Origin of the sequence: Bradyrhizobium sp. ISRA442 (assembly GCF_038085055.1) — a bacterium.
GTDB lineage: Bacteria > Pseudomonadota > Alphaproteobacteria > Rhizobiales > Xanthobacteraceae > Bradyrhizobium.
The window spans coordinates 159395-180911 of sequence record NZ_JALGCN010000001.1; the positions used below are offsets into that span (position 1 = coordinate 159395).

At 65.0% G+C, this 21517-nt stretch carries 19 protein-coding genes; 12 read left to right on the plus strand and 7 right to left on the minus strand.

Features of this window, described 5'->3' with window-relative positions; translation table 11 throughout:
* The first annotated feature begins 58 nt into the window (after positions 1–58).
* Both MTR72_RS00720 and MTR72_RS00725 read left to right on the plus strand, forming a co-directional pair.
* The gene (locus MTR72_RS00720) at positions 59–910 is read left to right on the plus strand and encodes an alpha/beta fold hydrolase (RefSeq protein ID WP_341509974.1); all 852 of its coding nucleotides are present in this window, start codon (positions 59–61) and stop codon (positions 908–910) included.
* 14 nt (positions 911–924) lie between these two features.
* The gene (locus MTR72_RS00725; protein ID WP_280965815.1) at positions 925–1527 is read left to right on the plus strand and encodes a TMEM175 family protein; all 603 of its coding nucleotides are present in this window, start codon (positions 925–927) and stop codon (positions 1525–1527) included.
* 110 nt (positions 1528–1637) lie between these two features.
* On the opposite strand, the gene MTR72_RS00730 is transcribed toward MTR72_RS00725, so the two are convergent.
* Entirely contained in the window at positions 1638–2354 is a 717-nt protein-coding gene (locus tag MTR72_RS00730; RefSeq protein WP_280965816.1) for a hypothetical protein, read from the minus strand.
* Between the two features lie 273 nt (positions 2355–2627).
* On the opposite strand from MTR72_RS00730, the gene MTR72_RS00735 reads away from it, so the two are divergent.
* The 4 genes from MTR72_RS00735 to MTR72_RS00750 all read left to right on the plus strand — a co-directional run bounded on the left by MTR72_RS00735 (position 2628) and on the right by MTR72_RS00750 (position 6509).
* Complete coding sequence (locus MTR72_RS00735) at positions 2628–3551, plus strand: ABC transporter ATP-binding protein (RefSeq protein WP_341509975.1); 924 nt, start codon at positions 2628–2630, stop codon at positions 3549–3551.
* Positions 3548–4309 (plus strand): ABC transporter permease, encoded by a 762-nt coding sequence (locus tag MTR72_RS00740; protein ID WP_341509976.1) that lies wholly within the window; start codon positions 3548–3550, stop codon positions 4307–4309. Before MTR72_RS00735 ends, MTR72_RS00740 begins: the two co-directional genes overlap by 4 nt.
* Before the next feature lie 257 nt (positions 4310–4566).
* On the plus strand, positions 4567–5355 hold the full coding sequence (locus MTR72_RS00745; RefSeq protein WP_341509977.1) for a L,D-transpeptidase: 789 nt from the start codon (positions 4567–4569) through the stop codon (positions 5353–5355).
* A 161-nt stretch (positions 5356–5516) separates the two neighbouring features.
* Positions 5517–6509 carry a glycerophosphodiester phosphodiesterase gene (locus MTR72_RS00750; protein ID WP_341509978.1) on the plus strand — a complete coding sequence of 331 codons (993 nt, stop codon included), beginning with the start codon at positions 5517–5519 and terminating at the stop codon, positions 6507–6509.
* Between the two features lie 174 nt (positions 6510–6683).
* Here MTR72_RS00750 and MTR72_RS00755 read toward each other — a convergent pair whose 3' ends face one another.
* On the minus strand, positions 6684–8963 hold the full coding sequence (locus MTR72_RS00755) for a fused MFS/spermidine synthase (RefSeq protein ID WP_341509979.1): 2280 nt from the start codon (positions 8961–8963) through the stop codon (positions 6684–6686).
* 185 nt (positions 8964–9148) lie between these two features.
* On the opposite strand from MTR72_RS00755, the gene MTR72_RS00760 reads away from it, so the two are divergent.
* From MTR72_RS00760 to MTR72_RS00770, 3 genes are all read left to right on the plus strand, one after another.
* A complete protein-coding gene (locus MTR72_RS00760; protein ID WP_341509980.1) occupies positions 9149–10759 on the plus strand; it encodes a phytoene desaturase family protein in 1611 nt (536 codons plus the stop codon).
* 47 nt (positions 10760–10806) lie between these two features.
* Complete coding sequence (locus MTR72_RS00765) at positions 10807–10947, plus strand: hypothetical protein (protein ID WP_341509981.1); 141 nt, start codon at positions 10807–10809, stop codon at positions 10945–10947.
* Between the two features lie 124 nt (positions 10948–11071).
* Entirely contained in the window at positions 11072–11233 is a 162-nt protein-coding gene (locus MTR72_RS00770; protein ID WP_341509982.1) for a hypothetical protein, read from the plus strand.
* Between the two features lie 2 nt (positions 11234–11235).
* Here the strand turns inward: MTR72_RS00770 and MTR72_RS00775 are convergent, their stop codons facing one another.
* Positions 11236–11400, minus strand: a complete 165-nt coding sequence (locus MTR72_RS00775; RefSeq protein WP_280965823.1) for a Flp family type IVb pilin — start codon at positions 11398–11400, stop codon at positions 11236–11238.
* A 155-nt stretch (positions 11401–11555) separates the two neighbouring features.
* Between MTR72_RS00775 and MTR72_RS00780 the strand changes: the two genes are divergently transcribed.
* Positions 11556–12443, plus strand: a complete 888-nt coding sequence (locus MTR72_RS00780) for a 50S ribosomal protein L11 methyltransferase (protein ID WP_341509983.1) — start codon at positions 11556–11558, stop codon at positions 12441–12443.
* Positions 12444–12556: 113 nt separating this feature from the next.
* Here the strand turns inward: MTR72_RS00780 and MTR72_RS00785 are convergent, their stop codons facing one another.
* On the minus strand, positions 12557–12739 hold the full coding sequence (locus tag MTR72_RS00785; RefSeq protein ID WP_280965825.1) for a hypothetical protein: 183 nt from the start codon (positions 12737–12739) through the stop codon (positions 12557–12559).
* Positions 12740–12927: 188 nt separating this feature from the next.
* Here MTR72_RS00785 and MTR72_RS00790 point away from each other — a divergent pair, with 188 nt between their 5' ends.
* Positions 12928–14754, plus strand: a complete 1827-nt coding sequence (locus tag MTR72_RS00790) for an aminopeptidase P family protein (protein ID WP_341509984.1) — start codon at positions 12928–12930, stop codon at positions 14752–14754.
* A gap of 328 nt (positions 14755–15082) precedes the next feature.
* Positions 15083–16363: a multidrug effflux MFS transporter gene (locus MTR72_RS00795; RefSeq protein WP_341509985.1), complete on the plus strand. Its 1281-nt coding sequence runs from the start codon at positions 15083–15085 to the stop codon at positions 16361–16363.
* A 161-nt stretch (positions 16364–16524) separates the two neighbouring features.
* Here MTR72_RS00795 and ligA read toward each other — a convergent pair whose 3' ends face one another.
* The 3 genes from ligA to MTR72_RS00810 form a co-directional block, all read right to left on the minus strand.
* Positions 16525–18678 carry an NAD-dependent DNA ligase LigA gene (ligA, locus tag MTR72_RS00800; RefSeq protein WP_341509986.1) on the minus strand — a complete coding sequence of 718 codons (2154 nt, stop codon included), beginning with the start codon at positions 18676–18678 and terminating at the stop codon, positions 16525–16527.
* A gap of 175 nt (positions 18679–18853) precedes the next feature.
* Positions 18854–20527, minus strand: coding sequence for a DNA repair protein RecN (gene recN / locus MTR72_RS00805; RefSeq protein WP_341509987.1), 1674 nt, complete (start codon positions 20525–20527; stop codon positions 18854–18856).
* A 15-nt stretch (positions 20528–20542) separates the two neighbouring features.
* Positions 20543–21445: an outer membrane protein assembly factor BamD gene (locus MTR72_RS00810; RefSeq protein ID WP_280965829.1), complete on the minus strand. Its 903-nt coding sequence runs from the start codon at positions 21443–21445 to the stop codon at positions 20543–20545.
* Positions 21446–21517 lie beyond the last annotated feature (72 nt).

Below are 21517 nucleotides of genomic sequence, written 5' to 3' on the forward strand. Positions count from 1 at the left end.
CCCTGTGCGCCGGGCGCCTTCGTGAGGCAGCCCCATCAACTATCCAAAGGAGGATGTCATGACCCGCACCAGATATCGCACGGCCGACGTCGACGGCTTCAAGGTGTTCTATCGCGAGGCCGGCCCTGCCGGCGCGCCAAAGCTTCTGCTGCTGCACGGTTTCCCGAGTGCGGGCCACATGTTCCGCGACCTGATCCCGCTGCTCGCAGACAAATATCACATCGTCGCGCCCGATCTTCCCGGCTTCGGCCAGTCCGACATGCCGTCCCGCGAGACTTTCCGTTACACCTTCGACAACATCGCGCGCGTGATCGAGCGCTTCACCGAAATCATCGGCTTCGATCGCTTCGCGGTCTACGTGTTCGACTACGGCGCGCCGACGGGCTTTCGGCTTGCGCTGCGCCATCCTGAGCGGATCACGGCCATCATCTCGCAGAACGGCAACGCCTATGAAGACGGCCTCAGCGACGGCTGGACTCCGATCAAGGCCTATTGGCAGGATCCCTCGCCGGCCAACCGCGACGCGCTGCGGGCACTCCTCACGCCGGAAATGACGCGCTGGCAGTACACGCACGGCGTTGCCGATGCGACCGCGGTGTCCCCGGATGGCCAGAATCTCGACAATTTCTATCTGGCGCGCCCGGGCTCGGACGACGTGCAGCTCGATCTGTTCGGCGACTACAAGAGCAATGTCGCGCTCTATCCGTCATTTCAAAGCTACTTCCGTACGCACAAGCCGCCGTTCCTGGCGGTCTGGGGCAAGAACGACCCGTTCTTCATCCCGCCAGGCGCCGAGGCCTTCAAGCGCGACAATCCTAACGCCGTGGTCCAGTTCTTCGACACCGGCCATTTCGCACTGGAAACGCATGCGCCCGAGATCGCAAAGAGCATTCGCGATTTTCTGACGTAACGGGAGCGGCGGCCATGGCACATGCGAGACGGAGTCCGGAACGGCTGAGCGCATTCTCGGACGGCGTGTTCGCCGTCCTGATCACGGTGCTGGTGCTCGAGCTTCGTCCGCCGGAAATTCCGACCTTCGCGGCGCTGCTGGCGCTGTGGCCGACCTGGCTTTCCTATGCCGTGAGCTACGTCTTCATCGCGATCGTATGGGCCAATCACCACCATCTGATGCGCTATGCCAGCGAGGCGACGCCGCGGCTGATGTGGTTCAACTTCGCGCATTTGTTCTCGGTGTCGCTCTTGCCGCTCTCCACCGCCTGGATGGCCGTGAGCGAGCTCGCGCCGCAGCCGGTCGCGTTCTACGCCGCGGTGTTCTTCCTGGTGAACGCGACCTATGTCGCTCTGATCTGGGACCTCGTCGGGCGGGCGCCCGCGGGCGAGGTCCCAGCGAGAGAGCGCAGGATCATGCGCATCCGCTCGGTGATCACGCTCGGTGTCTTCGCGGCGGCCGCCGGTGTGGCCCTGCGATTCCCGATCCTCGGGCTCGCAATGTGTTGCTGTTGTCTGCTCGTCTATCTCAAGCCCGAAGCACCGGGAGCCGAGGACGATGCGCGCAGCGAGCGCTGACCGATGTCACGAGAGTGATCACGCACAAAACAAGGCCGCCGTCGACTTGCATGTCGACGGCGGCATCTCGAACTCAGGCCTATAAGAAAGCAGGTCTCGGCTAACGGCCTTCAGTTCCGCGCCGGCGCGGCGGCCGCAGCGGAGCGCGCGGGCCTCGGCGCACCGGGCTCGGCGACCGGTGCAGCCGGCGCGCGCGAGCGCATGATCGCGGCATCGATCTCGGCGATCACGCGGCGCTGGATCGCCTCGTTCTTGTCGATCGTGATGTGACCGACGCCGGTGCCGCGCACGTCGACATTGTCGAGCTTGCCGCGGAAGCCGTTCGCGGCCCGCACCGGCTCGCCGGGACCATCGCCGATATAGATGTTGATGTAGCGCTCGGCGCCGGTCGTCAGCCTGGTCTTGAACACGGAGTCGAGGCCGATCGCGAGCTTCACCGGGACGCCGAGCTGGTTGAGCTTGGCGATCATGTCCGGCAGCGCGGTTGCACCCGAGGAATGCCCGACCAGGATGATGGTCTTGAGCCGGCCGGACTTGTAGGCGGCCGCCGCCTCATCGGCGAGCGAAGACCAGGACACGAAATTGGCGACCGTCACCGGGATGCCCTGCGCCTGGAGGCGGGCACCGATCGTGTCGAGCCCGAGCGAGAAGATGTTGAGCACGCCGCGCAGCAGGTAGACATGCGTCGTCGCGGCCGCCGAGGACGGCGCGGCCTTGGCGGTGGTCGGGCTCATGGCAACAGCGGACAGCAGGAGCAGGCACATCGCCCACACCCGGATGGCGGACAACTGGCTGGCGCCGGCTGCGTAACGGCCGTTCGGTCTCATCGATCTTTTCCCTGGGGACACACGCTTCGCGATTGGCCGGAATCGTAGCCACGCAGTGCTCGCAGACGCAACAAAGAGCCGCGTGAGCGACAATCTTAGCCGCAGCGCGTGACTGTTGCGCAACAGTTGCCCGGAACCTGCCCCGGAAGGGCCTGTTTTGAGACCATTTTTCTCCGGGGAATTGCGGCCGCGCAAGCGCGTTCCTATTTCAGGGCTCCGCTGACCTGCCCCCCGGCGGGTTCCAGCCTCCCTTCCCCCAGCCATCCGGCCGTCATGTCCTCCATTATCTCCGTCGCCAACCTGTCGAAAACCTATGGGTCCGGCTTCAAGGCGCTGAAAAACGTCAATCTCGATATCAAGCGCGGTGAGATCTTCGCCCTGCTCGGTCCCAACGGCGCCGGCAAGACCACGCTGATCTCCATCATCTGCGGCATCGCCAATCCGAGCGAGGGCAAGGTCACCGTCGGCGGCGAGGATATCCAGACCTCCTACCGCAAGGCGCGCTCGCTGATCGGCCTCGTGCCGCAGGAGCTGCATACCGATGCCTTTGAGAGCGTGTGGGCGACCGTGAGCTTCTCCCGCGGCCTGTTCGGCAAGCCGAAGAACCCGGCCCATATCGAGAAGATTCTGAAGGACCTCTCGCTGTGGGAGAAGAAGGACAACAAGATCCTCACCCTCTCCGGCGGCATGAAGCGGCGTGTGATGATCGCAAAGGCGCTGTCGCACGAGCCGCAAATCCTGTTCCTGGACGAGCCCACCGCCGGCGTCGACGTCGAGCTGCGCAAGGGCATGTGGGAGGTCGTGCGCACCCTTCAGCAATCCGGCGTCACCATCATCCTCACCACGCATTACATCGAGGAAGCCGAGGAGATGGCCGACCGTATCGGCGTCATCAACAAGGGCGAGATCGTGCTGGTCGAGGACAAGGCGACCTTGATGCAGAAGCTCGGCAAGAAACGGCTGACGCTGCACCTGCAAGGCAAGCTCGGCGCGCTGCCGGAGAGCCTCAGCCATTACAAGCTCGACCTCTGCGACAGCGGCGCGACGCTGGTCTACGACTACGACACCAAGGGCGAGCGCACCGGCATCACCAGCCTGCTCAGCGACCTGCGCACCGCCGGCATCCGCTTCAACGATCTCGACACGACGCAATCGTCGCTCGAGGACATCTTCGTCGACCTCGTGAGGACGTCATGAACTATCGCGCCATCCGCGCCATCTATCTGTTCGAAATGGCGCGCACCTGGCGCACGCTGCTGCAAAGCATCGTCTCGCCGGTCGTTTCGACCTCGCTCTATTTCGTGGTGTTCGGCGCCGCGATCGGCTCGCGCATCAGCGAGGTCCAGGGCGTGAGCTACGGCACCTTCATCGTGCCGGGCCTCGTGATGCTGTCGGTGCTGACGCAGAGCATCGCGAATGCCTCGTTCGGCATCTACTTCCCGAAATTCGTCGGTACGATCTACGAGATCCTGTCGGCGCCGATCTCCTATTTCGAGATCGTGCTCGGCTATGTCGGCGCCGCCGCGACCAAATCGATCATCCTCGGCCTGATCATCCTCGCGACCGCCGGGTTGTTCGTGCCGCTGCACATCCAGCACCCGATCTGGATGCTGGCCTTCCTGGTGCTGACGGCGATCACCTTCAGCCTGTTCGGCTTCATCATCGGCATCTGGGCCGACGGGTTCGAGAAGCTGCAGATGATCCCGATGCTGGTGGTGACGCCGCTGACTTTCCTCGGCGGCAGCTTCTACTCCGTCAACATGCTGCCGCCGGCCTGGCACACCGTGGCGCTGCTCAACCCCGTGGTCTATCTGATCTCCGGCTTCCGCTGGAGCTTCTACGAGATCGCCGACGTCAGCGTGTCGGTCAGCATGGGCATGACGCTGGCATTCCTGGTGATCTGTCTCGCCATCATCTGGTGGATCTTCCGCACGGGTTATCGGCTGAAGAATTAGGCTTGTTCAATGCTAGATGCGGCCAAATGGTTGCGCATTTATGACGAATTGTCGTCGAGCTGAATGCGCTGGCCCGCTCGCGAAAATGTCAGCACCGCCGGCAGCGGTGTGGCGCAATGTGGCCTTGCTTACGCCCGGCGCCACGTTAACGATGCATGGGGCAGCCCGCTGGAACCAAAGCCGGATTGCAGGCATAGTGCACGCCGGGGACGGAAAGCTGCGACGCCTGCGTGAACAGGCCGGAGGCCGAGAGTCAGATGCGTTCCTTTTTCATTGTTTTCACTTCCCTGATGCTTTTGAGCACGGGCACCGCGCAGGCGAAGGTCGCCATCACCATCGACAAGGACAATCAGCAGATGACCGTCGCCGTCGACGGCGTCGAGCGCTACCATTGGCCGGTGTCGACCGGCATCCCCTCGCGCGAGACGCCGAGCGGCGCATTCCGCGCCTTCCGCATGGAAGAGGACCACTACTCCAAGGAATTCGACGACGCGCCGATGCCGCACTCGATCTTCTTCACCAAGATCGGGCACGCCATCCATGGCACCGATTCCGTCAGCCGGCTCGGCACGCCCGCCTCGCATGGCTGCGTGCGGCTGTCGCGCCAGAATGCCTCGACGCTCTATGCGCTCGTGCAGGAGCAGGGCGTGCTCAACACCACGGTGACGCTGACCGGCTCTGCCACGGTTGCGCTGGCGCGCAATCCGCGCGGCCGCAATGCCGTTGCGCGCGCCTCGCAGCCGGCCGGCGATCAGTACACCGCCGCCGGCGAGCCCGTCGATCTGACGCCGCAGGCACCGCCGCGCCGCTACATGCCGCAGGACGACAACTACATCTATCCGGCCGATGGCAGCGATACCGGCGCGCGCTATCCGGCGCCGCGCTCGACCCGCCAAGTCTACGATACGCAGGTCTACCAGCAGCAACCGCAGCAGTACTACGGCCAGGGTTACGGCCAAAACTACGGCCAACAGGGCTATTACTATCAGCAGCAGCCGCGCCAGTATTATCAGCCGCGCAGCGGCTACAACTACTATCAGAACTGACGCCATTTGAACGCGACGCGGCCTCGCCGCGTTCGACGATTTTCCGCGCAGTATCTCCGGCCGCCACCAGAGCGGCGACGCCGTGACGACCGTACAGACTGGGCCGAACGCGCCAAAAAAGCGCTGGGATCTCGCCCTTTGCTCTTGCCCGGGAAAACATGATGCCATCACGTGCGGTGACCATAGTCGCGTTCACGATTCTGTTGATAGGCCGCGCGATGGCATCTGACCTTTCGTTCGACATCGAGGCGCATCGCGGCGGGCGGGCGCTGATGCCGGAGAATACCCTGCCGGCCTTCGCCAATGCGCTGTCGATGGGCGTCGACACGCTGGAGCTCGACGTCGGTGTCACCGCTGACGGCGAGGTCGTTGTGTCGCATGAGCGCGGGCTCAATCCGGACCTTGCGCGCGATGCCAGTGGCGCCTACGTCGCTTCCCCCGGCACGCCCTTCCTGAAATTGCGGCTGGAAGAGGTCAAAAGATACGACGTGGGCCGGATCAGGCCGGACAGCGCCTATGCCAGGCAATTCCCCGACCAGCACGCCGTGCCCGGCACGCGCATTCCCACGCTGAACGAGGTCTTCGCACTGGTGCGCAAGTCGGGCAACGGCCGCGTGCGCTTCAACATCGAGACCAAGATCGATCCGGACCATCCGGACGAGTCGCTGGGTCCGCAGGCCTTCGTCAGCAGGCTGCTCGGGCTGATCGCGACCGAGGGATTTTCCGATCGTGTCATGATCCAGTCGTTCGACTGGCGGACCTTGCAGCTCGTCCAGCAGCAGGCGCCCAAGATTCCGACCGTCTATCTCACGCTTCAGCGTGGCTCCGCGCCGACCATCGCGCTCGACAAGGCAACGAGCTGGACGGCGGGCTTCAGTCCTGCCGATCATGCCGGCTCGCTACCGCGGACCATCAAGGCTGCGAGCGGGGCGATCTGGTCGCCCTATTTCGGCGACGTGACTGCGGCACTGATCACTGAGGCCCACGCGCTCGGCTTGCGGGTCGTGGTGTGGACGGTCAACAAGCCCGAGGACATCGCGCGAATGATCGAGATCGGCGTCGACGGCATCATCTCGGATCGTCCCGACCTGGTGCGACGGGTTGCCGGCGAGAAGGGCATTGCGCTGCCGGCGGGGACGCCGGTCGAGCCGTAAGTCTCAAACGATCTCGTGTCCCGGACGCGGCGCGGCATGCCGGGCGATGCGAAGCATCGTCCCGTATGACGCGACGCAGAGCCGCGACCCAGAAATATGGCCCCCGGCTCTGCAGCGCACCGCAACACATTGCGCTGCGTCCGGGGCACGAGATTCTCTACTGTCCTGACAGCCCTACTCCCCATTCCTCAGGCGCCGATAGAGCGCACCGAGGATGTTGGAATAGTCGTCGGTCCAGACGCGCACGTTGTCGTCGGCATCGGTCTCCTCCCACTGCTTGGAGGCGGCGAGCTTGCCGACGTCCGCCTCCTCGCGTGCGGAGATGACGACGTCGGTCGAGAAGATGTAGTCCGCGTCGCGCCCGGAATCCTCGTTGTAGACCCAGCTCTTCAAGTCGTTGGCATCGGCGATACCGACCACGACGGGCTCGAGATCGAGATGCCGGTTGGAGACGTGCATCACCACGGCGCCGTGCGGGGCGAGCTTGTCCTTGTAGATCTTCATCGCCTCCGCGGTGGCGAGATGGATCGGGATCGCGTCCGACGAATAGGCATCGACGATGATGAGGTCGTAGGCGCCGTCCGGCTCCTTCGCGAAGGTGAGGCGCGCATCGCCGATCACCGGCTTCAGGTCCGGCGCGCAACTCGAGATGTAGCGGAAATTCTTCGGATCACGCGCGGCGTCGACCATGGACTGGTCAATCTCGAAAAACTTCCAGCTCTCCCCTCGCTCCGCAGCGCAAGCGAGCGTGCCCGATCCGACGCCGATCGCGGCGACCTTCAGCGGCGCGCCCTTGCGCTCGCGGATCGCGGTGATGGCCTGACCGATGCCGCCGTCCTTATGGTAATAGGTGATCGGCTCCGGGCGGCCCGTGACCGGCGCGCCGTCATTGTTGCGGAAGCGCTCGGCGCCGTGAATCGTGGTGCCGTGCATCAGCACGTGGAAATAGCCGCCGGGCGTCACAACGATCTTGTGCACGCCGAAGAAGCTGCGCACCGTGACGACACGGCCCTCATCCGCCGGATAGATCCGCGCCAGCGCCAGCGCGAGCACGACGGTGGCAAAGATCTTCCAGCGGCCGGCATTGAGCGTGAGCGCCAGCAACGCGGCGAGCACACCGACGGCGCCGGCAACCCAGACGCGGTGATCCTCGAACCAGGTCGAGAGGTCGCCCGTCGTCCAGGATGGGGCAATCAGCGCCACCGCGAGTGCGATGAGCACCAGCCAATACCATTTGACGAGGCCCGCGAGTCGCTCGTCTGCCGAGGGTCGGCACAGCGCGGCAAGCGCGACCAGGATCGGATATTCAGCGATCCACGAGAAGGTGAACGGCGCAAGCAGGCCCGCGAACAGGCCACCGACCATGCCGCCGAACGACAGCGCGACGTAGAAACCAGTGAGATATCTTGCCGCCGGTCGCGTCCGCGCCAGCTCGCCATGACAGGCCATGGCGATGACGAAGAAGCAGAGCTGATGGCCGCCGAGCGTGAGCAGCAGATTCTGCTCGCCGCCGAAGGCCAGCAGCAGGATGACGCCGGCAATCGCGACCGGTTGGAGCATCAGCATCCATTTGTGCGGCAGCAGCGGCCGCGACTGAAACACCAGCACCCAGGTCAACAGATAGAGCGACAGCGGCAACACCCACAAAAGCGGCGCCGCCGCAACGTCGGTGGAGATGTGCGCGGTCACGGCGATGAGCAGGCCCGAGGGCACCGCGGCGAGGAAGACCCAGCGCAGCCGCGTCGCGAGGCTCGGTGCCGGCGCATTGGTGTCCCCGGTTTGCACGGCGACTGCGGTCAGTCTCGGCGAACGCAACAGCAGCACGCCGCAGCCGGCGATCAGGAGGATCAAAAGGCCGTAGCCGCCGGTCCAGAGCCGGTTCTGCGCATGCAGCGTGAACATCGGCTCCAGCAGGAACGGATAGGACAGCAGCGCGAGGAAGCTGCCGATGTTGGAGGAGGCATAGAGGAAGTAGGGATCGTGCGCATCGGGATGACCGGTGCGGACGAACCAGGCCTGCAGCAGCGGGTTGTTGGCCGCGAGCGCGAAGAACGGAAGACCGATCGAGACCGCGAACAGGCCGAGCAGCCAGAACGCATAGCCTGAACTGGGCGGCTCGCCATAGGCGGTAGCGATGCCGAGCGGCAGCGTGGCGAAGGCCGCGATCAGCAGTATCAGATGCACCACCACCGGAATGATGCGGTTCCTGACCTGCATCAACAGATGCGCATAGGCGTAGCCCGCAAGCAGCAGCGACTGGAAGAACACCATCGCCACCGACCACACGGCCGGCGAGCCGCCGAGCCGCGGCAGCACCATCTTGGTGAACAGCGGCTGCACCGAAAACAGCAGCAGAGCGCTGACGAAGATCGCGGCCGTATAGACCGTCAGCAACAGGCGGTTGCGCGACGAAGACGGCTGCTCCATGGCAGCGGGTTGCACGATCGAATCCATGCGGGCTCCGGCTTCACCCCGGCGGGCGCCGGGCGCGCGCAATGGAGCACAAGGGCCCTGAACGAGCAATAAAGGCTGTCGTGATGTTGCGGCGGGCCATGCCTGATATACACCTGATATACAGGTGTCATTCCGGCACGCGCGAAAGCGCAAACCCAGAATGGCCGTGGAACAAGTTGAACCTCATGACCGAAACCGACGTCGTCATCATCGGCGCTGGCCATAACGGCCTCACCTGCGCGGCCTATCTCGCGATGGCGGGCCTGCGCGTATGCGTAGTCGAACGCCGCAAGGTGGTCGGCGGCGCAGCGGTCACGGAGGAGTTTCATCCGGGTTTCCGTAACTCGGTTGCAGCCTACACCGTGAGCCTGCTCAATCCGCAGGTGATCCGCGACTTGAAGCTCGCCGAAAGGGGCCTGCGCGTCGTCGAGCGGCGCGCGCAGAATTTTCTGCCCGCGCCCGATGGCCACTATCTCCTCACCGGCGAGGGAAGGACGAAAAGCGCGGTCGCGCGGCTCAGCGCCCATGATGCCGACGCGCTCGACGGCTTCTCGCGCGAGCTGGAGGACATCGCCGACGTGTTGCGGCAGTTCGTGCTGCGTGCGCCGCCGAACCTGCTCGCCAGCTTTGGTGTTGGCGCGATCCGCGAGGCCATGAACGCGGTCCAGAGCGCCAACATCCTGCGTGGGCTGACGCTGGAACAGAGCCGCAGCCTGCTCGACCTCTTCACCCGCTCGGCCGGCGAGATGCTGGACGAGCGGTTCGAGCACGATCTCGTCAAGGCGCTGTTCGGCTTCGATGCGATCGTCGGCAACTACGCGAGCCCTTACGCGGCGGGATCGGCCTATGTGATGCTGCATCACGCCTTCGGCGAAGTGAACGGAAAGAAGGGCGTCTGGGGCCACGCCATCGGCGGGATGGGCGCGATCACGCAGGCGATGGCGCGCGCCGCGCGCGACCACGGCGTCACGATCGAGACGGACGCCGGCGTGCGCGAGGTGATCGTCGAGCGCGACCGCGCGGCCGGCGTGATCTTGGAAAATGGTGAGACGATCCGCGCGAAATATGTCGCGGCCAACGTCAATCCAAAGCTGCTCTATACGCGGCTGGTCGCGGCGCAGGCCCTGCCCGCCGACTTCCTCGCGCGCATTCGCCACTGGAAGAACGGCTCCGGCACCTTCCGCATGAACGTGGCGCTGGACCACCTGCCCTCCTTCACCGCGCTGCCGGGCGAGGGTGATCATCTCACCTCGGGCATTATCATCGCGCCGAGCCTCGGCTACATGGACAGCGCCTATCTCGATGCGCGCGCACAGGGCTGGAGCCGGGAGCCGATCGTCGAGATGCTGATCCCCTCGACACTCGACGACACCCTTGCGCCCACGGGCAAGCACGTCGCGAGCCTGTTCTGCCAGCACGTCGCTCCGGAACTGCCCGACGGCAAGTCCTGGGACGATCACCGCGAGGAAGTCGCCGATCTCATGATCGCGACGGTGGACAAATATGCCCCTGGCTTTGCGGCCAGCGTGCTCGGCCGCCAGATTCTCTCGCCGCTCGATCTCGAACGGCAGTTCGGCCTGCTCGGCGGCGACATCTTTCACGGCGCGCTGACGCTGAACCAGCTTTTCTCGGCGCGGCCGATGCTGGGCCACGCTGATTACCGCGGGCCGCTAAAGGGGCTGTATCACTGCGGCTCCGGCGCACACCCCGGCGGCGGCGTCACCGGCGCCCCCGGGCACAATGCGGCGCGGGTGATCCTAAGGGATCATCGCTCGCTGTTCGGAAACCGTGGATAAGACTGTGGATGAGCTGTGGACGGGCTGTCGACCGAGGAAAATCACGCATGGATGAGGATGGCATCAAGACCATTCACCAGAGGACGCCGGAATCGGCGGCCATGTTGGCAAACGTCGGACGGGCGATGGTGTGGCTGCATGTCGGAGGAAATCCGGCGCGGGTCATTCGTTCGATCGGCGACGACTGAAGGAACATCCGCCAGGGGGCGTGAGCGGAAATTCCAAACTGAGACACGACCGGTGAGACAGTGGATGCCTGTGCGCGGCGGAGGAAAATGCCGTGGAAAACCCTGGGATAAGCGGCGGGAAAGGATGGTCGACAGCATCCGAGGAATAGGCGGACGGTTTGTGGACATCGCTGTGAAAGCCGCCGCCGAAAGCGACTACGCCCGCCAGGGGGCAATCCCCTTGCGGGCGTTGGTCAAAAAAGCCGTCTATGAAGAATGTAGCCGCCGCTGGGAAATGGAAGGCTGAAATTACTTCAAGGAGCTGCTAATCGCACCGAACTTCTCGTTCAGGGTGGTGCCCAGGCTGTTCACCACGGTGATGATCGCCAGCGCGATACCGGCTGCGATCAGGCCGTATTCGATCGCGGTCGCCCCGGATTCATCGGACCAGAACTTCTGAACCAAACGCTTCAAGACTCGCCTCCGTTTCCATTTAAAGCTGTGTTGGTTGCCTCCAACATCCGGAAAGCTACGGGATACAACCTACGGTCAGGTTAATCCGAGAACTGCAAGTTATGCGGAAAATTGGGAACAAAAACTCTAAAAATTGAATCCAGCGGAACCTTAAGATGCAGCCATCTCCCACCCATCGCGCAAGCTTTTCAATCGGCACTGAGGCCGCGGCCAAGCGTGTCGTCGACGTGCTCACTGAGGTCTTTTTCGATGGCGACGCGGCAGTTGCCGCCTTCGAGCGGCCGGACGGACAATGGGACGTCACCCTGCATTTCGCCGAGGCGCCTGATCAGGCGCTATTGCGCGAAGTCGTTGCAACTTCAGCAGGAAACGAGATCGCAGATCAACTCGCCTTCGATACGATCGAGGCCAAGGACTGGGTCAAGGCGAGCCTGGAAGATCTCATCCCGGTGCCGGCGGGGCGCTTCGTGGTGCACGGCAGCCATGATCGCGACCGCGTGGCGCAGAACAAGCTCGCCATCGAGATCGAGGCGGCGCTCGCCTTCGGCACCGGCCATCATGGCACCACGCGCGGCTGTTTACTGCTGCTTGACCATATCCTGAAGAGCGCGCGGCCACGGCGCGTGCTCGACCTCGGTACCGGCACCGGCGTGCTGGCGATCGCAGCAGCCAAGGCGCTGCATCGCGCGGTGCTCGCCTCCGATATTGACCCGCCTTCCGTGCGCGTGGCGGCCGAGAACGCCAGGCTGAACGAAGTTGGTCACCATGTGCGGGCGATCCGCGCCACCGGCTTCGCCGCGCCGGACTTTGCCGAGTGCGGCCCGTTCGACCTGGTGCTGGCCAACATCCTCGCCAATCCGTTACGGCAATTGGCGAGCCCGATGACGCGGCATCTCGCCCCTGGCGCCCGGGTGATCCTTTCCGGCCTGTTGACCCATCAGGCCCCTGCTGTGATCGCCGCCTACCGCGCGCGCGGGCTCGTTCCGCTGCGCCATCTGCGGATCGAGGGCTGGAGCAGCTTGTTGCTGCGCAAGGTGGGTTGAGCTGCTGTAGGGTGGGTTAGCGAAGCGTAACCCACCACTTGTCTCGCCCGTGAATGGAAAGTTGGTGGATTACGCCTTCGGCTAACCCAGCCTACGAAGCCGTCGATGCGGCGCTACTCCGCCGGCTTCTCTTCCCGGCGCGTCGGCGCGCAGTCGCCTTGCAGGGCACGCCGGGCGCGGCGCTCGGCGAAACGGTCGATCATCTGGCTGATGACGCCGCGCGGCTTCTTGGGCGTCGTTGCAGCCGGGGCGCGGCGGACCGGCGGCGAGATCTTCTCAAAGGTGAACGCTGGCATCGTGTGTCCCCTCGCCGTTGAGTAGAACCACTTGCTCGAATTTCCCTGTTATCCGGACGAAGCCTAGAGGCCGCATCCCTTTACTCCACGCGACTCAGACGGAATTTTTCAAGCACAGTCCATGCCAAATGCGCTGCAAATGCGTCTACATTGCGGACTGATCCCCTTGATCCTAAACTGAGCCTGCCATGTTCGAAGCGCACTTCCAGACATTCGAGGAGCCGGAGGCCGGCGTCGCATTGACGGCGCGGCTTGCCGCATTTCGTGAAGAGCTCGCTCGCCGCAAGCTGTCGGGGTTCGTGATTCCGCGCGCCGACCAGCAGCAGAATGAATATGTGGCGCCATCGGAGGAGCGGCTCGCCTGGTTGACCGGTTTCACGGGATCGGCGGGACTTGCGGTGGTTCTGACCCTGGAGGCCGCAGTCTTCGTCGACGGCCGCTACACGCTTCAGGCCGCCAAGCAGGTCGATGCGAAGGCCTGGGCGGTGGAGTCCTTGATCGATCCGCCGCCGGAGAGTTGGCTGACGGCGCATCTGAAGCCCGGCGACCGCCTCGGATTTGATCCGTGGCTGCACACTTCTGCGGCAGCCGAGCGCCTCGCAGGCGCCTGCGCCAAGGCCGGCGCCGAGCTGGTCGCCGTCGACAGCAACCCGGTCGACGCAGTCTGGCCGGACCGGCCGCTGCCGCCGCTCGCGCCGGTCGCGGTGCACGGCCTGCAATATGCCGGTACCGCCGAAGCCGAGAAGCTGAAGCAGATCCGGAGCGAGATCGAAAAGCTCGGTGTCGATGCGCTGGTGCTGTCGGACAGCCATGCCGTGGCGTGGACCTTCAACATTCGCGGCGCCGACGTCGCGCACACGCCGCTGCCGCTGTCCTACGCGCTGGTGCCGAAGGACGGCCGGCCGACCGTGTTCATCGACCACCGCAAGCTTTCCAACCTGACCCGCGACCATCTCGAGCAGTCGGCGGATGTGCGCGAGCCCGATGCGATGGCGCCGACGCTGATGGCGCTCGCCAAGAGCGGCGCCGCGATTGCGCTCGACAATGCCACCGCGGCCGATGCGCTCAGCCGGTTGATCACAGGCGCCGGTGGCAAGCCGGTGCGCGGCAACGATCCGATTGCGCTGTTGAAGGCGGTCAAGAATACGACCGAGATCGCCGGCACGAAAACCGCGCACCGGCGCGATGCCGTGGCGCTGGCGCGCTTTCTCGCCTGGGTCGACCGCGAGGCAGGAAGCGGCAAGCTCACCGAGATCGATGCCGTCGAGGCGCTGGAGACGTTCCGCCGCGACACCGGTGCATTGAAGGACGTGTCGTTCCCGACCATCTCCGGCACCGGACCGAACGGCGCCATCGTGCACTACCGCGTCACCCGCAAGAGCAACCGGCGGATCGCACGCGGCGACCTCTTGCTGATCGATTCCGGCGCACAATACGAAGACGGCACAACCGACGTCACCCGCACTATGGCGGTGGGCGAGCCGACCGCCGAGATGCGCGACCGCTTCACTCGTGTCTTGCGCGGCCACATCGCGATCGCGCGCGCGGTGTTCCCCGACGGCACCACTGGCGCGCAGCTCGACACGCTGGCGCGGCAATATCTCTGGGCCGCCGGCGTCGATTTCGAGCACGGCACCGGCCACGGCGTCGGCAGCTATCTCTCGGTGCATGAGGGGCCGGCGCGGATCTCGAAGCTCGGCACCACGCCGCTGAAGCGCGGCATGATCCTCTCCAACGAGCCCGGCTACTACAAGACCGATGGTTTTGGCATCCGCATCGAAAATCTCGAGCTGGTGGTCGCGGCAGACATTCCGGGCGCCGAGAAACCGATGAATGCATTCGAGACGCTGACGCTGGCGCCGATCGACCGCCGGCTGATCGACGTCGCGATGCTGAGCCGAGACGAGCTCGATTGGCTCAATGCCTACCACGCCCGCGTCAGCGCCGAGGTGCGGCCGGCGCTGGATGAGGCGACCAGGGCGTGGCTGGATCAGGCCACGGCGGAGCTGACGTAGCGCACGCATAGCGCTACGCGATTTGCGCAAGGCTCTATCCTCAACACAGCCGTCATGCCCCGCGCAGGCGGGGCATCCAGTATTCCAGAGACCGCAGTTGTATGCGGAGAAGCCGCGCGTACTGGATTCCCCGCCTTCGCGGGGAATGACACCGGCAACGAGGCGCGAGCGCACCAACTTCCCACCACGCGCTCCGCAGAACAACGGCCTCTCCGCCCGCCGTCATCATAACCCTCCCGGTTTCGGTATGGCCGCATTCCGAAACGCCGATATGCGCCTTGCGCGAGCGCGCTACAGTCGATTCGAATTCTTGAAGAGACGGACACGCATGCACGGCATGATCAGCAAGCCGCGGGGAGCGGCAGCGCACGGGAACATCGCGACCTCGCGCGTGATGCTGCTGTTGCTGGCCGTCATGACGGGCATAGCGCCAATCTCCCTCTACATGCTGGTTCCGGCGCTGCCGGTGCTTGCGACGACGTTCGGCCGCGACATCTCGATCGCGCAGATGACGGTGTCGCTCTATATGGTCGGCATCGCCTGCTCGCAGATCATCATGGGGCCGCTATCGGACAAGTTCGGCCGGCGGCCGGTGCTGCTCGGAGGGCTGGCGCTGATGGTGGCGGCGAGTGTTGCCTGCATCTTCGCGCAAGACCTGCCGCAACTGATCGCCGCGCGCTTCTTCCAGGCGCTGGGCGGTGCCGCCGGCATGGTGGTGAGCCGCGCCATCATCCGCGACATCTACGAGCGCGAGCGCGTCGCCTCCATGATCAGCCTCGTGGTCGCAGCGCTGATGATCGGACAGATGCTGTCGCCGCTGACCGGTGGCCTGATCGAGACCGTGTTCGGCTGGCGCGCGATCTTCTATGCCATCACCATCGGCGCGATCGCGGTCGCCGTCGGCATCGCGTTCGCGCTGCCGGAGACGCGCCGAAACCGCGCCGCCGGCAGCGGCTTTCGCCGCGATGTCGGCATCCTGATCAGGAACCGCGCCTTCGTCGGCTATGTGCTGTGCCAGGTGCTGGCTTCGCAGATCATCTTCGCCTTCGCCGGCGGCGGTCCCTACATCGTGGTGACGCAGATGGGCCGCAGCAGTGCCGAATATGGTGCGTGGTTTGCGACGACCGGCTTTGCCTATCTGGTCGGCAATCTGCTCTGCGTGCGCTTTGCGCCGCGGCACTCACTCGAGAAGCTGATCTGGCTTGGCCTCGGCCTGCAACTCTGCGGCAGCCTCGCCAACCTCGTGTGGAGCTTTGCGGGCTGGAACGAAGCGCCGGCATGGCTGTTCGGAACGCAGATGATCGTGATGGCGGGCAACGCCTTCGTGATGGCGAACTCGGCCGCCGGCGCAATCAGCATCCGCCCCGAGGCCGCCGGCACCGCATCGGGCGCGATGGGCTTTCTCCAGCAGGGCATCGGCGCGCTGATGTCGCAATTCGGCGCCTATCTCGGCGGCCATTCCACCACGACGCTGCCGCTGACCGCGGCGATCCTCGCGATTTCGCTACTCTGCGCCGCCACGATGATCTTCATCGTGCCGCGCCGCGAAGTGGTGGTGACCGAGACGCTGATCGAGCAGGCCGAGGAGGAAGAGCGCGGGATGATGTGAGGGGCGTAAGACGCCTCCCCAATCTCGGTGTCATGCCCCGGCTTGACCGGGGCATCCAGTACGCCGCGGCCTCTCCGTGTCCCCGCACGGCCTCTGGAATACTGGATCACCCGCTTTCGCGGGTGATGACAGCGCATTGAAAGGCGCGATGGGAGCAAACCTCACTCCCCGATCAGCTTCAGCCACTCTTCCTCGGTCAGCACCTTGACGCCGTGCTTGTTGGCTTCCGCGAGCTTCGAGCCGGCACCCGGACCTGCGACCACGAGGTCGGTCTTCTTCGACACCGAGCCCGACACCTTTGCGCCCAGCCGCTCCGCGGTTGCTTTCGCTTCGTCGCGTGTCATGCGCTCCAGCGAGCCGGTGAACACGACAGTCTTGCCGGTGACGGGCGAGTTGCGCTTCGGCTTCTCGGCGTCGACGATCTCGACCTCGCTGGTCAGCCGTTCGACGATGCCGCGATTGTGGCTCTCGCCGAAATAGTCTGCGATGCTCTTGATCACGGTGTCGCCGATCTGGTCCAGCGCGTCCATGTCGGCCATCGCCTCCTTGTCGTCCTTGGCGACCCTGAGGCAGGCATCGTGGAAAGCGTCCCACGAGCCATAGCCGCGCGCCAGCGCCAGCGCCGTGGTCTCGCCGACATGGCGCATGCCGAGCGCGTAGATGAAGCGCTCCAGCGCGATCTTGCGCCGGCTTTCGATGGCGCCGAAGAGATTGCGCACCGACGTTGCGCCGTAGCCCTCGATCTGCTCGAGCTTGAGCTTCGAATTGCGCTTTTCCAGCGTGAAGATATCGGCGGGCTCCTTCACGAAACCTTCGTCGAAGAAATATTGGAGTTGTTTCTCCCCCAAGCCGTCGATATCGAAGGCGCGCCGCGACACGAACAGCTTGAGGTGCTCGATCTTCTGATAGGGACAGGCGAACTCGCCGGTGCAGCGGGCGCGCGAGCCTTCTTCGCCGGTCGCCGTCTCCTCGCGCACGACGTCGGTGTGTAGCGGGCACGGGCACTTCTTCGGAAAATGGAATTCCTTGGCGCTCCTGGGCCTCTTGTCGATGACGACGTCGACGACCTGCGGGATGACGTCGCCGGCACGCTGGATCACGACGGTGTCGCCGATCCGGATGTCGCGGCCCTCACGCAAGACCTCGCCCTTATTGCCGATGCCCTTGATGTAATCCTCGTTGTGCAGCGTGACGTTCTGCACGATCACGCCGCCGACGCCGATCGGCTCGAGCTTGCCGACGGGCGTGAATGAGCCGGTGCGACCGACCTGGATCTCGATGTCACGCAGCACCGTCATGGCGCGCTCGGCCGGGAACTTGTGCGCGATGCCCCAGCGCGGTGTGCGCGAGACGAAACCGAGCCGCTCCTGCCAGTCGATGCGGTCGACCTTGTAGACGACGCCGTCGATGTCGTAGTCGAGCTCGGCGCGCTGCTCCTCGATCGAATGATGGAAGGCCAGCAACTCCTCGACCGAGTGGCACAGCTTGGTCAGCGGATTGGTCTTGAAGCCGCAGCGCTCGAACCAGTGGATCATGCCGCTCTGCGTACCCTCGGGCATCGCACTCATCTCGCCCCAGGCATAGGCGAAGAAGCCGAGCGGGCGCGAGGCCGTGATGGTGGGGTCCTTCTGCCGCAAGGAGCCTGCGGCCGAGTTGCGCGGATTGGCGAAAACGGTGTCGCCGGCGGCCTTCTGCCGCTCGTTGAGCGCCAGGAACGCCTTCTTGGTCATGTAGACCTCGCCGCGGACTTCGCAGATCTCGGGAACGTTGCGGCCCTTCAGCTTCTGCGGCACGTCCTCGAGCGTGCGGATATTGGCGGTGACGTCCTCGCCCACCGCGCCGTCGCCGCGCGTCGCTGCGGTGACGAGCTCGCCGCCCTCGTAGCGCAGCGACATCGAGAGCCCGTCGATCTTCGGCTCGGCGGAGAAATCGATCTTGTCATCGGCAAGCTTCAGGAATCGCGCGATGCGGCCGACGAAGTCGCGCACATCCTCTTCCGCAAAGGCGTTGTCGAGCGACAGCATCGGAAGGGCATGCCGGACTTTCTTGAAGCGCCCTGACGGCGCGGCGCCGACCTTCTGTGACGGCGACTCCGCGCTGACGAACTCCGGAAAGCGCTTCTCGATCGCATTGAAGCGCTGACGCAGCGCGTCATATTCGGCGTCGGTGACCGTCGGCGCGTCCTCTTGATAGTAGCGCCTGTCGTGCTCCTCGAGCTCGAGGGCGAGCCGCATATGCTCGACCTTGGCCTGCGCCTGGGTGAGATCGGCGACGTCGCGAAGCGGCTTGGCTTTGGTTTTTGCTGCTCTTGCCATGGCGCTTGAATACGACGGAGCGGGTGGGACGGTAAAGGCGGGTTGAGGTCTCGTACCCCGGATGCTGCGCAGCGCGCCGCCCCAGCGGCGTGGTGCGCGGCTGATCCGGGGCCCACGTGGCGGCATTCTGGGTCCCGGCGCTGCGGCGCGTTGCGCCGCGTCCGGGACACGAAAGTTAAGCCGTGGCCGCCCGCAGCAACCGTTCCGCCGCCGCCCTTGCCTCCGCCGTGATCTCCGCACCAGCCAGCATCCGCGCGATCTCCTCGCGGCGGTGGTCGGCGGCGAGGGCGTTGACGCGAGTGGCGACGCGCTTGCCCTTGTCGAGCGCGTCCTTGGAGATCAGCAGATGCTGGTCGGCACGCGCGGCGACCTGCGGGGCGTGGGTCACGGCCATGACCTGGACCTTGCCGGCAAGGCGGGCGAGGCGCGCGCCGATGGCATCCGCGACCGCGCCACCGACGCCGGTATCGATTTCGTCGAACACCAGGGTCGGCGCCGAGCCGCGGTCGGAGAGTACGACCTTGAGCGCGAGCAGGAAGCGCGACAGCTCGCCGCCGGAGGCGACTTTCATCAGTGCTCCCGGCTTGGTGCCTGGATTGGTCTGCACCCAGAATTCGACGCGGTCGAACCCTTGCGGTCCCGGCGCGCTCTCGTCGGTCTCGACCTGCGTCATGAACTTTGCGCGTTCGAGCTTGAGCGGAGCGAGCTCGGCATTGACGGCCTTGTTGAGCTTCTCCGCCGATTTCTGCCGCGCCGCCGACAGCTTTTTCGCAGCCGTCGCATAGCGCGAATCGGCTTCGATGGCCGCCTGCTCCAGCTTCTTCAACTGCGTTGCGCCGGCATCGATCAGCACGACGTCGGCGGCGTATTTGGCCGCGAGCGCGGCCAGCCCATCGACCGGCGTCGAATATTTGCGCGAGGCGGCGCGCAGCGCGAACAGCCGCTCCTCGATGCGTTCGAGCTCGGCCGGATCGAAATCGGTCGCCGCCAGGGCAGCCTGGAGGTGCTGATCCGCCTCCTCCAGCGCGTTGATCGCAGCGTCGATCGCCTTGACCGCGGGCTCGACCAGTGCCGGCGAATTGACGCCACGGCGCTCCAGCCGGCGTACTGCGGCCGACAGGGCCGCGACGGGCGAGTGATTGCCGCCGACCGCTTCCTGCGCCTCGCGCAGGTCGGCGGCGATCTTCTCGCCCTGCATCATGGTGGTGCGGCGCGAGGCCAGCGCGGTCTCTTCGCCGTCCTTCGGCGCGAGCTGCTTCAGTTCGTCGGAGGCATGGCGCAAATAGTCGGCCTCGCGGGCGGCGCGCTCCATGCCGGCGCGATGCTCCTCCAGCGCGGTATTCGCCGTGCGGCGCGCGTCCCAGAGCGACTCGACCGCCGCGACATCCTTTTCGAGGCCGGCAAAGGCGTCGAGCAGGCGGCGGTGGGTGGCGGCATCGACCAGCGCGCGCTCGTCATGCTGGCCGTGGATCTCGACCAGCGCGGCACCGACCGCCTTCAGGGTCTGCACGCTGATCGACTGGTCGTTGATGAAGGCGCGGGTGCGGCCGTCGGCGAACTGCACGCGGCGCAGGATCATCTCATCGGTATCCTCCAGCCCATTCTCGGCGAGGATTTTTGCGGCGGGATGGGTCTTCGGCACGTCGAAGACGGCCGTGACCTGCCCCTGCTCCGCGCCATGGCGCACGAGGCCGGCATCGCCGCGGCCGCCGAGCGCCAGCGCAAAGGCATCGAGCAGGATGGATTTGCCCGCCCCGGTCTCGCCGGTCAGAACCGCAAGGCCGGGTGCGAATTCGATATCGAGCCGTTCGATCAGGACGATGTCACGGATCGACAGACGCGCCAGCATGGAACCCCAAATTTCCTAGCCGAGGCCCATCTTCTTGAAGGTCCTGCTGATCCAGGACCCCTGATTCTCGCTCGGCTCGAGACCGCCGGATTTTACAAGATTATAGGCGTCCTTGTACCAGCGGCTGTCAGGAAAATTGTGCCCGAGCACGGCGGCCGCCGTCTGCGCCTCGCCGACGATGCCAATCGCCATATAGGCCTCGGTGAGCCGGTACAGCGCCTCCTCGACATGGCGCGTGGTCTGATACTGCGTCACCACGGCCTTGAAGCGATTGATCGCGGCGGTGTAGTCGCGCTTCTGCATGTAGTAGCGGCCGACATTCATTTCCTTGCCGGCAAGCTGGTCGCGCGCGCCCTCGATCTTGGCCTTGGCGCTGGCCGCATATTCCGAGTTCGGATACTTGCGCACCACCTCTTCCAGCGCGGCGACCGCCTTCTCGGTGCGGCCCTGGTCGCGGCTGATGTCCGGGATCTGGTCGTAATGGGAGGCCGCGATCAGATATTGCGCATAGGCGGCGTCCGGGCTGCCGGGATGCAGTGTGACGTAGCGGGTGGCCGCGCCGATGCATCCGTCATAGTCGCCGCCCTGGTAGGCCGCATAGGCCGACATCAGCAGCGATTTGCGCGCCCAGTCGGAATAGGGATGCTGGCGATCGACCTCCTCGAACTTCTTGTTCGCCTGCTTCATGTCCTTCTTTTCGTTCATGAGGTACAGGCCCTCATTGTAGAGCTTGTCGGCGGGCTCCTCGACGAAGGTGTCATCCTTGGCGGTGAACTTGTCCCAGAGGGCGCCGGTGCCGCAGCCGCCGAGCGGGAGCGCGAGAATCAGGAAGGTCGCGGCCTGCGCCAGCCGACGGACCTTGATCGACGCCTTGAGCGAAACCGGAGAATATTCGCGCGTCATACGCTGTGCCGACATGAATTGAGACTCGTCGCCCTGTGATGCGGTGCCCGCCGCCCCATGATCCGGCCATATTCCGTCATGGACGCA